Here is a 13,289-nt window from a genome sequence, read left to right as displayed (position 1 = left end):
AACCGTCTTTCCTCACAATTCCCACGGGTTTGATCTTTGGCTGTGGGGGTCATCATGCGTGCTTGTTCTTTGCTTTTGTCGACCGGTCTAATCCTGACCGGCGCCGTTTCCGTCGCCTTTGCCGAGGATTCCGAAATCATCACGGCGCCCGATCCGGCCGTCATTTTCGAGCTTGCGAAAGGCTATGGCTCGGCCAAGATGGACAAGGACGACGGGGCGATCCGATGGTCTCGGGCCGGCTTCAGGGCATGAAATATGTCATCTACTTCTATGGCTGCGAAAACCATGAGAAGTGCAAGTCGATCCAGTTCTCCTCGGGCTATACCGACCCCTTCACGGCCGACCAGGCCAATGAATGGAACAAGAAATATCGCTGGGTGAAGGCCTTTTCGGGTGACGGGTCGAACTTCAAGATGGATGTCATGTTCAGGGGCGGGGCTACCCGCTCCTACCTGCTGCGGATCGTCATTGCGGATTGTGCAGGCGCGTCTTCGCGCCTACATCGTGGCAACACCATTCCTCCTGTGAGCGGACCTGCCATGAACAGCCTGACCGGCCAATTCGACATTTCAGATGATCGCATCAAGCGGATCGTCGCCGACACACTGAACGGCGCCGACGACGGCGAACTGTTCCTCGAATACTGCGAGAGCGAAGCGCTGATGTTCGACAATGGCAGGCTGAAGACCGCCAATTTCAACACCGACCAGGGTTTTGGCCTGCGCGCCGTGGCCGGCGAGGCCAGCGGCTACGCTCATTCCAGCGATCTTTCGGAGGCGTCGCTGCTGCGCGCCGCCGACGCCGTCTCGACAGTCAGGGGCGGCTATTCCGGCACGCTTGCCGCGGCAGCCGCGCGCACCAACCGCCATCTCTATGGCGAGGAGAACCCGATCCCCTCGCCCTCCTTCGAGGTCAAGGCCAAGCTGTTGCAGGAAATCGACGCATGGCTGCGCGCCGAGGACCCGCGCGTGCGCCAGGTGACGGCCTCGCTCGCGGCGTCCTGGCAGCATGTCGAGATCGTGCGCGCCGACGGCCAGATCGTGCGCGACATCCGCCCGCTGGTCCGCATCAACGTTTCCGTCGTCGTCGGCGACGGCGACCGCCAGGAAAGCGGCTCCTATGGCATGGGCGGGCGCAAGGCGTTCGGCGAGTTCCTGGTCGAGGACGCCTGGAAGCATGCGGCCAGGGAGGCGCTCAGGCAGGCGCTGGTCAATCTCGAAGCCATTCCCGCGCCGGCCGGAACGTTCGACATCGTTTTGTCCAGCGGCTGGCCAGGCGTGATGCTGCACGAAGCCGTCGGCCATGGGCTGGAGGGCGACTTCAACCGCAAGAAGACCTCCGCCTTTGCCGGCCTGCTCGGCCAGCAGGTCGCCGCCAAGGGCGTTACCGTGGTCGATGACGGCACCATGCCGGAGCGGCGGGGTTCGCTGACCGTCGACGATGAAGGCACGCCTTCGGCCCGCAATGTGCTGATCGAGGACGGCAAGCTTGTCGGCTACATGCAGGACCGCCAGAACGCCCGGCTGATGGGCATGAAAGCCACGGGAAACGGCCGGCGCGAAGGCTATGCGCACCAGCCGATGCCGCGCATGACCAACACCTATATGACGGCGGGCGACATGGAGCCGGACGAGATCATCGCCTCGGTCAAGAACGGCATCTATGCCGTATCCTTCGGCGGCGGCCAGGTCGACATCACCTCAGGCAAGTTCGTGTTCGGCTGCACCGAGGCCTACATGATCGAAAACGGCAAGGTGACGCAGCCGATCAAGGGCGCCATGCTGATCGGCAACGGACCGGACGCCATGCACCGTGTGTCGATGATCGGCAACGACATGAAACTCGACACCGGCATCGGCATGTGCGGCAAGGCCGGACAAGGCGTGCCGGTCGGCGTCGGCCAGCCGCATCTCAGGATGAACCAGATGACGGTCGGCGGCACCAGGGTTTGAGCGAGGAGACGTCGGCGGGCTTGAATAGTTCCCCTCACAGGGATATCTTACCTTTGTCTTACACAAGGGTAATACCGCAATGGGTGCAATAGAAAAGCTTATAACGACCGTCTCGACCAAGGGACAAGTCATCCTGCCCAGCGCTATCCGCAAACGGAGGGACTGGGGCGCGGGCACGCGCCTGCAGGTCGAAGACACACCGGACGGTGTACTTTTGAGACCGGCGCCTGCCTTTGCCCCGACACGACCAGAAGATGTCTTTGGTGTCCTGCCGCACAGTGGCAGACCGAAGACCTTGGAGGAGATGGACGCGGCCGTCCTTGCTGAAGCACGGCGGCGCCATGCTCGCGATTGATACCAACGTTGTCGTCAGGTATCTGACGAACGACGATCCCGAGCAGTCCCCGCGAGCCCGGCGGCTGATCGACGGTCAGCCCGTTTTCGTCGCCGTCACGGTGATCCTGGAGGCTGAGTGGGTGCTGCGCAGCGGCTATGGTTATGATCAGGCCTCGATCGTCAATGCACTGCGGGTGTTCGGCGGGCTTCCCACTGTCGAGATAGAGGATGCTGCGATCGTCTCTTCCGCGGTCGATCTAGCCGAGACGGGAATGGATTTCGCCGATGCGCTCCATCTGGGCAAGTCCTCGCAATGCTCAGCATTTGTGTCCTTCGACCGTAAGTTCATCAAGGCCGCACAAGCGGCCGGGTACGAAAGCGTTCGCGAAGGCTAGTTTGCCAGCCGGCTACGTCTTGCGGGGGGCGGCAAACTCAAGCACGGCCTTGTGAAAATCGGCGGATTAACGTCGCCGTTTCGGCTTCTCCAGCAGCGCCACGGCCTCGACATGCGGCGACCACAGGAACTGGTCGATGGGCGTGACGCTCTTCAAGATGTAGCCGCCGTCGATCAGGATGCGCAGGTCGCGTGCCAGCGTCACCGGATTGCAGGAGACGGCTGCGACGAACGGCACATCCGAGCGGGCGATCTGCTTCGACTGGTCCTCGGCGCCGGCGCGCGGCGGGTCGAAGACGACGCCATCGAAAACATTCAGCTCCTTGAACGTCAGCGGCCGCCGGAACAGGTCGCGGCGTTCGCCGGTTACCCGCTTCAGGCCGGTGGCGAAGCGCGATCCGCGGTCGAGCGCCGAAAGAGCTGCCGCGTCGCCTTCGACCGCGTGGACTTCGGATTTGGCCGCCAGCCGAAGCGCAAAGCTGCCGCAGCCGGCGAAAAGATCCGCGACTTTCCTGGCCCGCTTCAGATGTCCGCCAACGAGATCGGCCATCGCCTGTTCGGCGGCTTGCGTTGCCTGCAGGAAGGCGCCAGGCGGTATGGCGACAGCGACGGTGCCGAACATGACCACCGGCTTTTTCGGCTCGATGACAATCTCGTCGTCGATCGAAAGCCGGGCAAAGCCATTGGCCATGATGAAGTTGGAGGCGACCCGGCGCTGGTTCTCGCCCAGCTTGCCCGACTCATAGACAGCGACGTCAAGCCCCGAGCCCGTCACAGTGACCGCCATCCGGAACGATTTGGTGGTGGCGCAAACCAGGTCGGCGACCGACCTCAAGCGATCGAGCGCGGCAACGATCTCCGGCAGCGAGATCGGACATTCCTCGATGGGGATGATTTCCGGCGACAGATGGCGATGGAAGCCAAGCAGCATGCCTGTGTCGGCGCGCCTGGCGGCAAGCACGACGCGGCGGCGTGTGTGTGGCGCACACGGCACCAGGGCGCCGATGTCGCCGGCAATGCCTTTCAAGGCGTGCACGACCTTGTCGCGTTTCCATTGCTGGTAAGCGTCGGCTTGCAGATGCTGGACGGCGCAGCCGCCACATTCGGTGAAATGCCGGCAGGCCGGATCGATACGCAGCGGCGACGTCTCCAATACCGCCATCAGCATGGCGCGATCCCTCTCGCGCGCGGCGGTGACGATCTCGCCGGGCAGGGTGAAGGGAATGAACAGCTCGCCGGTTTCCGTCTCGGCGACGCCGTCGCCCTGCGAACCCAGTCTCTTGATGGTGAAGCCCGTGCTCATCGGTCCTTGATCCTGGCATCCTTGATCCCGGCAAGCAGGAATTCGCGGTTGCCGTCGCCGCCTTCGATCGGCGACATGTGCAGACCCAATGTACGCCAGCCAGGGACGCCTTCGAGCCATTCCTGCAGCAAGCCGGCCACACGGGCGGCGTCATAAGGGTCTTTCAACAGACCGCCCTTGCCGATTGCCTCGCGGCCGGCCTCGAATTGCGGCTTGACCAGAAACACCGCACGAGCGCCGTCCCGTGCCAATGCCAACGCCGGTGGCGACGCCAGTTTCAACGAGATGAAGCTGACGTCGGAGACGATGAAATCGGGGATACGGCCGCCGAGATCGGCAGCCGCGAGCTCGCGAGCGTTGAGGCCCTCGATAACCGTCACGCGCGGGTCGCCCGCAATGTCGGGATGCATCTGGCCGTGGCCGACATCGATGGCCGTGACATGGGCCGCGCCGCGTTCGAGCAGCACCTGGGTGAAGCCGCCCGTCGAGGCGCCGATATCGAGAGCTTCACTACCCGCGGGATCGAGACTGAAATGGTCGAGCCCGGCGATCAGCTTCAGCGCCGCGCGTGAGACATAGCCCTGCGCCGGATCGTCGATGACGATGAGACAGTGCGGCAGAACCGTCTGGCCGGGCTTGCGGGCGACCACGCCGTCGACCGTCACGGTGCCGCGCTCGACCGCGTCGCGTGCGCGCGAGCGGCTCGCAAACAGGCCGCGCTGGACGAGCAATTCGTCGAGCCGCTGGCGTGTGCTGGCTGGCAGAGGGGAGTTCATCGGCCTTCATGGCGAAAGCCGGCCGCGAAGGCAAGGACATTGGCATGGGAGGACGTCGAGACCCGGGCCGCAAGCCAGTCCGCCCGGTTGAATATCGCAGCCAGTCCGGCAAGATGTAGAGGCTCAGGCAATGCGGAGGAAGACGAATGCTGACGGGAACCTGCCATTGCGGCACCGCCCACTGGACCCTGGAAGGCGATCCCGGCCCGATCACGGCCTGCAATTGCACGCTTTGCCGCCGCTATGGCACGCTCTGGGCCTATGACTTTGTCGACGAGCGTATCCGGCTTGCGGGGCCTGTGCAGTCCTACACCCGCGCCGGCAAGGAGACGCCGTCGCTGGAAATCCTGTTCTGCCCGACATGTGCCTGTGTGCTTGCCTGGCGCGGTTTGCGCCGCAGCGACAGCGGCCGCACGCGGATCGCCGTCAATGTCAGGCTGGCGCCGCCGGAGGCGGTCGCCGACCTGCCGATCGACCATTTCGACGGGCTGGACACTTATGACGACCTGCCGCGCGATGGGCGCTGCGTGCGCGATATGTGGTTTTAGAAGATCGTCCGTGAGACCTGCCGTTCAACGGCCGGCATCAGGCCGTCATTGCCGTCGCCTGAAGCCTGCTTGCGCGGGCGCTCGACAGGAACGACTGGCGCGTCCGGCACGACGACAAGCTGCGGCACCTGCTTGTAGGAAAAAGCGCCCCTGATATCGCCCATCTTGCGGGCGACGATGCCTGCCACCGCCTGTTCGAGCTTGCGGTCATAGCGCGTCTCGGCCATGGCCGGCGCGGCGATGACGGCCAAAAGGGCCGCGCCGCACAGAAGCGTTCGCATTGTTTTTAACTCCCTGCCTGGCTCTTGTTCTAGCAGGGGGGCGTTGAAAAACGGCCAAAAGACACGGTAAGCAAAACGCCAAAAGGAAGCGTTAACATAGGGTTGCAGCCGACAACCGCCTCAGAGGCGTGAGGTTTGATTCAGGCCCGTTGCGCGCGCGCGGAATGGCCGAGCGCGACGAACACGGTGCGCACGATGCCGGCCGCGTCGAGCCCGGCATCGGCATACATTTTTTCCGGCTTGGCGTGGTCGGTGAACTCGTCTGGCAGCACCAGCGGCCGAACTTTCAGACCGCTTTCCAGCAAGCCTTCATGGGCGAGGAACTGCAGCACGTGGCTGGCGAAACCGCCGACAGCGCCCTCTTCCACCGTCACCAGCACTTCGTGCGAGCGGGCGAGACGGCGGATCAAATCCTCGTCGAGCGGCTTGGCGAAACGGGCATCCGCAACCGTTGTCGACAATCCGGCCGCGCCGAGTTCCTCGGCCGCCAGCAGGCAATCCTGCAGCCGCGTGCCAAAGGACAGAAGCGCCACCTTGGTGCCTTCCCTGACGATGCGGCCCTTGCCGATTTCGAGCACCGAGCCGCGCTCCGGCATGTCGACGCCGACGCCATTGCCGCGCGGATAGCGGAAGGCGATCGGGCCTTCGTCATAATAGGCGGCGGTGCGCACCATGTGGCGAAGCTCCGCCTCGTCGGCGGCCGCCATCACCACGAAGCCCGGCAGCGTCGCCAGGAAGGTGGTGTCGAAGGCGCCGCAATGAGTGGCGCCGTCGGCGCCGACGAAACCGGCGCGGTCGATCGGGAAACGCACCGGCAGTTTCTGGATCGCCACGTCGTGGACGACCTGATCGTAGGCGCGCTGCAGGAAGGTCGAATAGATGGCGGCGAAGGGCTTGTAGCCCTCGCTGGCGAGGCCGGCGGCGAAGGTCACGGCATGTTGCTCGGCAATGCCGACATCGAAGGTCCGGGTCGGAAACGCCTCGCCGAACAAATCGAGGCCGGTGCCGTTCGGCATGGCCGCGGTGACGGCGACGATACGGTCGTCCAGGCGGGCTTCCTGGACCAGGCTCTCGGCAAACACCTTGGTGTAGGCCGGCGCATTGGCCGGGGCCTTGGTCTGCGCGCCGGTGATGACGTCGAACTTGTTGACGCCGTGATATTTGTCGGCCGCGGCCTCGGCCGGCGCGTAGCCCTTGCCCTTCTGGGTCACGACATGGATCAGCACCGGGCCGTCGGCATGGTCGCGGACGTTCTTCAAGACCGGGATCAGATGCTCGAGATTGTGGCCGTCGATCGGGCCGATGTGGTAGAAGCCGAGCTCCTCGAACAGCGTGCCGCCGGTGACGTAGCCGCGCGCATGCTCGACCGCCCGCTTGATGGCGCGATCGGCGCGTTTGCCGAGGTAGGAGGTCAGCTTCTTGCCGAAATCGCGCAGGCCAAGATAGGTTTTGCCCGACGCGAGCCGCGCCAGATAGGCGCTCATGGCGCCGGTCGGCGGGGCGATAGACATGTCGTTGTCGTTGAGGATGACGATCAGCTGGGCATCGAGCGCGCCGGCATTGTTCATGGCTTCATAGGCCATGCCGGCAGACATGGCGCCGTCGCCGATGACGGCGATGACATTGTTGTGCCCGCCCGAGAGGTCGCGCGCCATGGCCATGCCAAGGCCGGCGGAAATGGAGGTCGAGGAGTGCGCGGCGCCGAACGGGTCGTATTCGCTCTCGACGCGACGGGTGAAGCCGGACAGGCCGCCTTCTTGCCTGAGCGTGCGGATGCGGTCGCGGCGGCCGGTCAGGATCTTGTGCGGATAGGCCTGGTGGCCGACATCCCAGATCACGCGGTCTTCCGGCGTGTTGAAGACATAGTGAAGCGCCACCGTCAGTTCGACGACACCGAGGCCGGCGCCGAGATGCCCGCCCGTATGCGAGACGGCATCGATCAGCTCGGCGCGCAGCTCCGAGGCCAGCTGCGGCAGCTCGCTTTCGTCAAGCTTCTTCAGGTCGGCTGGAATGCGGACCTTGTCGAGAAGCGGCGTATGCAGCGTTGCGTTCACTGTTAAAGGGCCTGCTCAGCTATAATGCGCGTCGATCATGGCGAAATATGCCTGCGTCGCCCGAATGTAAATGCGTGTCAGTGACGCGGGTGATGCTGACGTTAATTGTCCGGTAACGGAATGAACTCTTCCTCATCGCCGGGAACGATATCGAAGCGGCCCGTCTTCCATTCCTGCTTGGCCTGTTCGATGCGTTCCTTCGACGACGAGACGAAGTTCCACCAGATGTGGCGCGGGGAGCCGAGCGAAGCGCCGCCGAAGAGCATGAAATGGGCGCCGCGCTCGGAGGACACGACGATCTCGTCGCCAGGCCGGAACACCAGCAGCCGTTCGGCCGGAAAACGGTCGCCCGAAATCGAGACATCGCCGTCCAGCGTGTAGATGGCGCGCTCCTCGGCGTCGGCGGGAATTTTGACGCTGGCGCCGGGCGCTAGCCTCAGATCGGCGTAGAGCGTCTCGGTATCGGCTCTTACCGGCGAGCGCAGTCCCTGGAAATCGCCGATCACCACGCGGCCGGAAACACCTTCGGCGTCGATCTCGGGCAGAAGGAGCGCGGCCGTGTTCTCGAACACCGGCGCCACTTCCTCCTTGCCGTCGGGCAAAGCCAGCCATGTCTGCAGGCCGGAGACCGACATTGGCGCGCCGCGCAGTTCTTCGGGCGTGCGCTCGGAATGGACGATACCGCGGCCGGCGGTCATCAAATTCACGTCGCCCGGCTGGATGACCATCTCGGTGCCGAGCGAATCGCGGTGCCTGATATTGCCGTCGAACAGATAGGTGACGGTGGAAAGCCCGATATGCGGGTGCGGGCGCACATCCATCGCCTGGCCGGCACGCAAGATCGCCGGCCCCATGCGGTCGAAGAAGATGAAGGGACCAACCAGCCGCCGCTTTGCCGTCGGCAGAGCGCGGCGAACCTGGAAGCCGCCAATATCCTTGGCGTTTGGAATGACCATGAGCTCGATCTGGTCGCTGGCGAAGGCATCGCCAGGCTCAGGGTCCTTGCCGGGGAAGAAACTCATCTGGATGTCCTCAGGCGAAGCGGAGCGCCGATTTGGCTTTTGCCTTGGCCGCCACCTCTTCGCGATTGCGCGGATGATGCGTGGTTTCCAGCGAATGCAGCAATTCATGCGCCGATTCGGCGATCGCCTCGACGGCACGGTCGAAGGCCGCCTGGTTGCGCTGCGAGGGCCGCGTCGTTCCGCTCAGTTTGCGCACGAATTGAAGCGCGGCGTCGCGGATCTCGTCATGGGTCGCCGGCGGCTCGAAATTGAACAGGGTCTTGATGTTTCTGCACATGCTTGAACTCCTATCTGCTTTATGCCCGCCCCATTCCACTACTCCGCGTCGAGCGGCTCCGTTCCCACCGGTTTGCCATCACGCGACAGCCTGATCTTCTCGACCTTGTCTTCGGCGGCCTTCAGCAGCCGGTCGCAATGGGCCTTCAGCGCCTCGCCGCGCTCATAGATCTTGATCGATTGGTCGAGCGGCACGTCGCCGCGTTCCAGATCATCGACGATCTTTTCCAGCGCGTCGAGTGCCTGCTCGAAGCTCATCGCCTTCACGTCTTCATTTGCTTCGCCAGCCATACTTTACCCCTTCATCAGCCGCCCGACATGGGCGGCGACCGAAAATGCCAGTCCCTGCAGATCGTAGCCGCCCTCAAGCAGGCTGACGAGCCGGTTGCCGCTGTGGCGCCCGGCGCGTTCCAGCAACTGGCCTGTCGCCCAGTCGAAATCGTCCTCGCTGAGGTTGATCTCGGCCAGCGGGTCGCGATGGTGAGCGTCGAAGCCTGCGGAAATGATGATCAGATCGGGCGCGAAATTGTCGAGTGCCGGCAGGACGCGCGACAGCAAGGCATCGCGAAACATGTCCGAGCCGGTCTGCGGCGCCAGCGGCGCGTTGACGATGTTGCCGGCGCCGGTTTCGTTTTTAGCCCCGGTGCCGGGATAGAGCGGCATCTGGTGCGTCGAACAATAGAGCACCGAGGGATCGTCCCAGAAAATGTCCTGCGTGCCATTGCCGTGATGCACGTCCCAGTCGACGATGGCGACACGCTCGGCGCCGTGTTTCTTCTGCGCGTAGCGGGCCGCGATCGCCGCGGTGTTGAACAGGCAAAAGCCCATGGCCGTGGTCTTTTCGGCATGATGGCCGGGCGGACGCGCGGCGACGAAGGCATTGGCAACGCTGCCCTCGAAAACATCGTCGACGGCAGCGTTGGCCGCACCGATGGCAGTGACCACCGCCTGCCAGCTTTTCGGGCTGGCGCTGGTGTCGGCGTCGATCGAGGCAATGCCGCTTTCAGGGATCGCGGCGCGGACGCGGGCGACGAAATCCTCGGGGTGGGCGTAGAGGATTGTGGCCTCGTCGCCTTGCGGCGCCGTTACCCGATCGAGTGCGGTGAAGGCCTCGTCGTCGAGCACGCGCTCGATAGCGCGCAAGCGGTCCGGCCGCTCCGGATGACCGGGGGGCGTCAGATGTTCGAGGAAGATCGGATGGGTGTAGAGCCTGGTGACCATGACCCGATATAGGCGCGCCCGGCCGCTTTGACCATGGTTTGACGCCTCACCGCCCCGACGTTCAACAGGGATTACACCCCGGGCGCGGGCTGCGTCCAGCGCGAGCCGCCGAAGGAAGCCACCGCCTTGTCCCTGAGTTCCCTGAACTTGGACGACGCCTCGGCCAGCCGCTGGTCCCATTCGGCGTTGGGCACCTGGCCTTCGATGGTCTTGAAATAGACCTGCATCAGGCAGGCGATGGCGAAGGGTTCGATGAAGGCCGCCTTGAAGGCCCAGGCAAGGAGGATGGCGAGCACGAAGGCCCAGCCGCCGAGCTGCCCCGGTATGAACCACATGATGGCGGCGGCCGGCGCCAGCATCAAAAGGAAGATGACGAAGGACACGCCCCACATGATGACAGCCAGCCAGACCGCGTTCTTGACCATGGTCTTGCCGTTCTGGGCATAGAGCACGACGCCTTGCCGGGCCGTTTCGAACGGCGACGACGAATTGATGCGGATGTTGTACCCGAGAATGATCTCATCGACATAGGTCAGCGACAGGCGGATGACCGTATTGATGAACGCGACCAGGCCGCCGAGACCCGGAATGGGCAGGAAGGCGGCGATGCCGCCGATCAGGCCGGTGATGGCGCGGATGGCGCCCTTGACCAGCTGGTCGACCACGAAAAGGATGTTGGCCTCGGCGAAACGCTCCTTCACCACGTCCTTGGCGTAGGCGATCTGGTCCTGCCCATTGGGAACGTCCCGGCCATCGATCAAATGGACCATGACGGCGATATGGCCGGCCTTGACGACGTAGAGGATGTATTCGCGGATCCAGTAGAGCGCGATCGAAACGATGCCGATGCCGACGATGCCGCCCCACAGTGCAAAGGAAAGCGGCCCGTCGGGATCGGTGGAGATGTGGCCGACGCCATAGCCGACGGAGGCGCCGCTGCCGGTCGCCACGATATAGGCGAGCGTGATGCCGAAATAGACGATCATGCGAAGGGCAATGAAAGGCCATGTCCTGATCATGATGGACACCGACCTGCCGATTTCGAAATCCCACATGCGCCCGAATCTCCCCTCAGAGATGGACGGCGAGGATGAACCTGGGCCGAAAATTGTCAATCTCGGCAAATGCCGGGTCTCGGCCGACCAGATTTCAGGCCGGCTGCGAACCCTGTTTTTTGAGAAGGCCTTCAAGCAGTTGCTGGAAGGCTGCCACCACGGTCTTCGACGTCGCTTCGGGGTCGTTCGAATTGGCGATGCGCTGCGCCGCCTGGCTGCTGGCGCCGTTGATCAGCCGGGCGGCGGTTTCGGGGTCGACGCCGGGGACGACCACCCCCTCCTGCTGCAGAGCCGTCAGATGATCGGTCATCGAGCCGACGCAGGCATTGGCGTTCGGCCATTGCGCCGGATCGCCGAGCACAGCCGGACCGTCGCGAAACATGATGCGCTGGATTTCCGGCTCCAGCGCCATCTCGATATAGGTCGTGCATTCGTCGACAAAACGCTGCCAACGGCTTGGCGCCCGCGACGCAATCTCATGGATGCGGACGGCCATCTCGCCATCGATTTCGGCGATGACGGCCTGCAGCAGGCCCTTCTTGTCGCCGAAATGATGATAGAGCGCGCCGCGCGTCAGCCCGGCCGAGGCGGTGAAGTCGTCCATCGACGCGTCGGCATAGCCGATTGTGCCGAAAGCGTGGCGGGCCGCCGTGATCAGCTTGGCGCGCGTTTCGGCAATCATCTCCTTGCGGGGTCTGTGCATGGTTCTGGCCTTATTCACATACGCTTCGTATGCCAATTGACATACGCGGCGTATCGACTACCTATATTCATACGCATCGTATGTAATTGTCGAATTGGCCTTTGTCGAGGAACCAGCCATGCAAAACCCATACTCGGAAATCTTTCGTGCCCCTGGAGCCAAGGGGTTTGCCGCCGCGGGCTTCCTCGCGCGGCTGCCGATCGCCATGGCGCCGATCGGCATCGTGGCCATGCTCTCGCAGACGCGTGGCGAATACTGGCTGGCGGGAGCTGTCTCGGCGACGTTCGCGCTGAGCAACGCTTTCGTGGCGCCGCATATATCACGGCTGGTCGATCGCCTCGGCCAGACGCGGATCGTGATTCCGACCACCATCCTCACCGTGCTCGCCTTCGCGGTGCTGATTGCCGCAGCCAATCAGGACTGGCCGGTGTGGACGCTGTTTGTGTCGGCACTGGCGGCCGCCGCCATGCCCAGCATGCCGGCGATGGTGCGCGCGCGCTGGACCGAGATTTTTCGCGGCCGGCCGCAGATGAACACCGCATTCGCCTTCGAATCGGCGGCGGACGAACTCGTCTACATTGCAGGCGCATCGCTGTCGGTGGGCTTGAGTGCCGCTCTGTTCCCGGAAGCCGGTGTCCTGGTCAGCACGCTATTCCTCGCCCTTGGCTCGGCAGCCTTCATCCTGCAGCGTTCGACCGAACCACAAGTGCGGCCGGTGAATCATGTCTCGAGCGGCTCGGCAATCCGGCTCAGGCCGGTGCAGATCATCACCTTCGCCCTGATCTTCGTCGGCGCCACCTTCGCGACGACGGAAGTGAGCACGGTGGCGATCACCAAGGAACTCGGCCAGCCGGGCGCCGCCAGCCTCGTCATCGGCGTCTATGCGCTGGGATCGTTCGTGCTCGGCCTTATCGTCGGCGCGCTCAACCTGAAAGCGCCGCTGCAGCGCCAGTTGGCCCTCGCGGTCGCCCTCGTTGCGCTCGGCACGCTGCTGCCGCTCACCGCCGACACGGTGCCGCTGCTGGCGCTGACCGTTTTCATCAGCGGCGTGGCGATCTCGCCAACCTTCATCACCGCCTTCGGCCTGATCGAACGCCACGTGCCGGAAGCGATGCTGACCGAAGGCATCACCTGGGTGATGACAGGCATCGGCATCGGCATGGCGCTCGGTTCGTTTGCCGCCGGTGCGGTGGTGGATGAATTCGGCGCCCGCAACGGGTTCTGGGTCTCGGTGGCGGCCGGCGTCATCGCATTGGTGACGGTGTTGCTGGGCCAGCGCAGCCTGGCCACCCACACATGCGAGCTGGACGGATGCGACGCGGCCGCCGTTCCCGCGGAGTGAGGATATGGCCTGACGTTGGCTTTGGA

At 64.0% G+C, this 13,289-nt stretch carries 16 protein-coding genes; 6 read left to right on the top strand and 10 right to left on the bottom strand.

Annotation, left to right across the window (positions count from 1 at the left end; translation table 11 throughout):
* Positions 1 to 54: 54 nt before the first annotated feature.
* The 4 genes from NKJ78_RS22075 (at position 55) to NKJ78_RS22060 (ending at position 2,683) form a co-directional block, all read left to right on the top strand.
* Complete coding sequence (locus NKJ78_RS22075; RefSeq protein ID WP_155923284.1) at positions 55 to 252, top strand: hypothetical protein; 198 nt, start codon at positions 55 to 57, stop codon at positions 250 to 252.
* A complete protein-coding gene (tldD, locus tag NKJ78_RS22070; RefSeq protein ID WP_352460039.1) occupies positions 249 to 1,952 on the top strand; it encodes a metalloprotease TldD in 1,704 nt (567 codons plus the stop codon). The genes NKJ78_RS22075 and tldD overlap by 4 nt, the downstream gene beginning before the upstream one ends.
* Before the next feature lie 79 nt (positions 1,953 to 2,031).
* Positions 2,032 to 2,307: an AbrB/MazE/SpoVT family DNA-binding domain-containing protein gene (locus tag NKJ78_RS22065; RefSeq protein WP_081725433.1), complete on the top strand. Its 276-nt coding sequence runs from the start codon at positions 2,032 to 2,034 to the stop codon at positions 2,305 to 2,307.
* Positions 2,294 to 2,683, top strand: a complete 390-nt coding sequence (locus NKJ78_RS22060; protein ID WP_023834470.1) for a type II toxin-antitoxin system VapC family toxin — start codon at positions 2,294 to 2,296, stop codon at positions 2,681 to 2,683. The genes NKJ78_RS22065 and NKJ78_RS22060 overlap by 14 nt, the downstream gene beginning before the upstream one ends.
* Before the next feature lie 66 nt (positions 2,684 to 2,749).
* Here the strand turns inward: NKJ78_RS22060 and NKJ78_RS22055 are convergent, their stop codons facing one another.
* Together NKJ78_RS22055 and NKJ78_RS22050 are read right to left on the bottom strand one after the other, a co-directional pair.
* Entirely contained in the window at positions 2,750 to 3,985 is a 1,236-nt protein-coding gene (locus NKJ78_RS22055) for a class I SAM-dependent RNA methyltransferase (RefSeq protein ID WP_352460040.1), read from the bottom strand.
* A complete protein-coding gene (locus NKJ78_RS22050; protein ID WP_352460041.1) occupies positions 3,982 to 4,761 on the bottom strand; it encodes a TlyA family RNA methyltransferase in 780 nt (259 codons plus the stop codon). The genes NKJ78_RS22055 and NKJ78_RS22050 overlap by 4 nt, the downstream gene beginning before the upstream one ends.
* 146 nt (positions 4,762 to 4,907) lie before the next feature.
* Between NKJ78_RS22050 and NKJ78_RS22045 the strand changes: the two genes are divergently transcribed.
* Entirely contained in the window at positions 4,908 to 5,309 is a 402-nt protein-coding gene (locus tag NKJ78_RS22045) for a GFA family protein (protein WP_023716106.1), read from the top strand.
* Here NKJ78_RS22045 and NKJ78_RS22040 read toward each other — a convergent pair.
* From NKJ78_RS22040 to NKJ78_RS22005, 8 genes are all read right to left on the bottom strand, one after another.
* Complete coding sequence (locus NKJ78_RS22040; protein ID WP_352460042.1) at positions 5,306 to 5,590, bottom strand: hypothetical protein; 285 nt, start codon at positions 5,588 to 5,590, stop codon at positions 5,306 to 5,308. The genes NKJ78_RS22045 and NKJ78_RS22040 overlap by 4 nt on opposite strands.
* Positions 5,591 to 5,730: 140 nt before the next feature.
* Complete coding sequence (dxs, locus tag NKJ78_RS22035) at positions 5,731 to 7,644, bottom strand: 1-deoxy-D-xylulose-5-phosphate synthase (protein ID WP_352460043.1); 1,914 nt, start codon at positions 7,642 to 7,644, stop codon at positions 5,731 to 5,733.
* A 101-nt stretch (positions 7,645 to 7,745) separates the two neighbouring features.
* Positions 7,746 to 8,666, bottom strand: coding sequence for a pirin family protein (locus NKJ78_RS22030; RefSeq protein WP_023685413.1), 921 nt, complete (start codon positions 8,664 to 8,666; stop codon positions 7,746 to 7,748).
* Positions 8,667 to 8,676: 10 nt separating this feature from the next.
* Complete coding sequence (locus tag NKJ78_RS22025; RefSeq protein ID WP_023668432.1) at positions 8,677 to 8,943, bottom strand: DUF2277 domain-containing protein; 267 nt, start codon at positions 8,941 to 8,943, stop codon at positions 8,677 to 8,679.
* 38 nt (positions 8,944 to 8,981) lie between these two features.
* Entirely contained in the window at positions 8,982 to 9,233 is a 252-nt protein-coding gene (locus tag NKJ78_RS22020; RefSeq protein WP_023668433.1) for an exodeoxyribonuclease VII small subunit, read from the bottom strand.
* 3 nt (positions 9,234 to 9,236) lie between these two features.
* Positions 9,237 to 10,163, bottom strand: coding sequence for a histone deacetylase family protein (locus NKJ78_RS22015; RefSeq protein ID WP_023685412.1), 927 nt, complete (start codon positions 10,161 to 10,163; stop codon positions 9,237 to 9,239).
* Positions 10,164 to 10,234: 71 nt separating this feature from the next.
* A complete protein-coding gene (locus NKJ78_RS22010; protein ID WP_352460044.1) occupies positions 10,235 to 11,218 on the bottom strand; it encodes a hypothetical protein in 984 nt (327 codons plus the stop codon).
* Between the two features lie 94 nt (positions 11,219 to 11,312).
* Positions 11,313 to 11,921 (bottom strand): TetR/AcrR family transcriptional regulator, encoded by a 609-nt coding sequence (locus NKJ78_RS22005; RefSeq protein ID WP_023708733.1) that lies wholly within the window; start codon positions 11,919 to 11,921, stop codon positions 11,313 to 11,315.
* Between the two features lie 118 nt (positions 11,922 to 12,039).
* On the opposite strand from NKJ78_RS22005, the gene NKJ78_RS22000 reads away from it, so the two are divergent.
* A complete protein-coding gene (locus NKJ78_RS22000; RefSeq protein ID WP_023687137.1) occupies positions 12,040 to 13,263 on the top strand; it encodes an MFS transporter in 1,224 nt (407 codons plus the stop codon).
* Positions 13,264 to 13,289 lie beyond the last annotated feature (26 nt).

Origin of the sequence: Mesorhizobium sp. M0037, assembly GCF_040323635.1 — a bacterium.
Lineage (GTDB): Bacteria > Pseudomonadota > Alphaproteobacteria > Rhizobiales > Rhizobiaceae > Mesorhizobium.
This window is presented reverse-complemented; position numbering and strand designations above follow the sequence as displayed.

Coding starts and splice junctions, on each gene's coding strand:
- NKJ78_RS22055 (WP_352460040.1), bottom strand. CDS start 3,985: ATGAGCACGGGCTTCACCATCAAGAGACTGGGTTCGCAGGGCGACGGC.
- NKJ78_RS22030 (WP_023685413.1), bottom strand. CDS start 8,666: ATGAGTTTCTTCCCCGGCAAGGACCCTGAGCCTGGCGATGCCTTCGCC.
- NKJ78_RS22045 (WP_023716106.1), top strand. CDS start 4,908: ATGCTGACGGGAACCTGCCATTGCGGCACCGCCCACTGGACCCTGGAA.
- NKJ78_RS22010 (WP_352460044.1), bottom strand. CDS start 11,218: ATGTGGGATTTCGAAATCGGCAGGTCGGTGTCCATCATGATCAGGACA.
- NKJ78_RS22015 (WP_023685412.1), bottom strand. CDS start 10,163: ATGGTCACCAGGCTCTACACCCATCCGATCTTCCTCGAACATCTGACG.
- NKJ78_RS22065 (WP_081725433.1), top strand. CDS start 2,032: ATGGGTGCAATAGAAAAGCTTATAACGACCGTCTCGACCAAGGGACAA.
- NKJ78_RS22075 (WP_155923284.1), top strand. CDS start 55: ATGCGTGCTTGTTCTTTGCTTTTGTCGACCGGTCTAATCCTGACCGGC.
- NKJ78_RS22000 (WP_023687137.1), top strand. CDS start 12,040: ATGCAAAACCCATACTCGGAAATCTTTCGTGCCCCTGGAGCCAAGGGG.
- NKJ78_RS22005 (WP_023708733.1), bottom strand. CDS start 11,921: ATGCACAGACCCCGCAAGGAGATGATTGCCGAAACGCGCGCCAAGCTG.
- tldD (WP_352460039.1), top strand. CDS start 249: ATGAAATATGTCATCTACTTCTATGGCTGCGAAAACCATGAGAAGTGC.
- NKJ78_RS22060 (WP_023834470.1), top strand. CDS start 2,294: ATGCTCGCGATTGATACCAACGTTGTCGTCAGGTATCTGACGAACGAC.
- NKJ78_RS22025 (WP_023668432.1), bottom strand. CDS start 8,943: ATGTGCAGAAACATCAAGACCCTGTTCAATTTCGAGCCGCCGGCGACC.
- NKJ78_RS22050 (WP_352460041.1), bottom strand. CDS start 4,761: ATGAACTCCCCTCTGCCAGCCAGCACACGCCAGCGGCTCGACGAATTG.
- NKJ78_RS22020 (WP_023668433.1), bottom strand. CDS start 9,233: ATGGCTGGCGAAGCAAATGAAGACGTGAAGGCGATGAGCTTCGAGCAG.
- NKJ78_RS22040 (WP_352460042.1), bottom strand. CDS start 5,590: ATGCGAACGCTTCTGTGCGGCGCGGCCCTTTTGGCCGTCATCGCCGCG.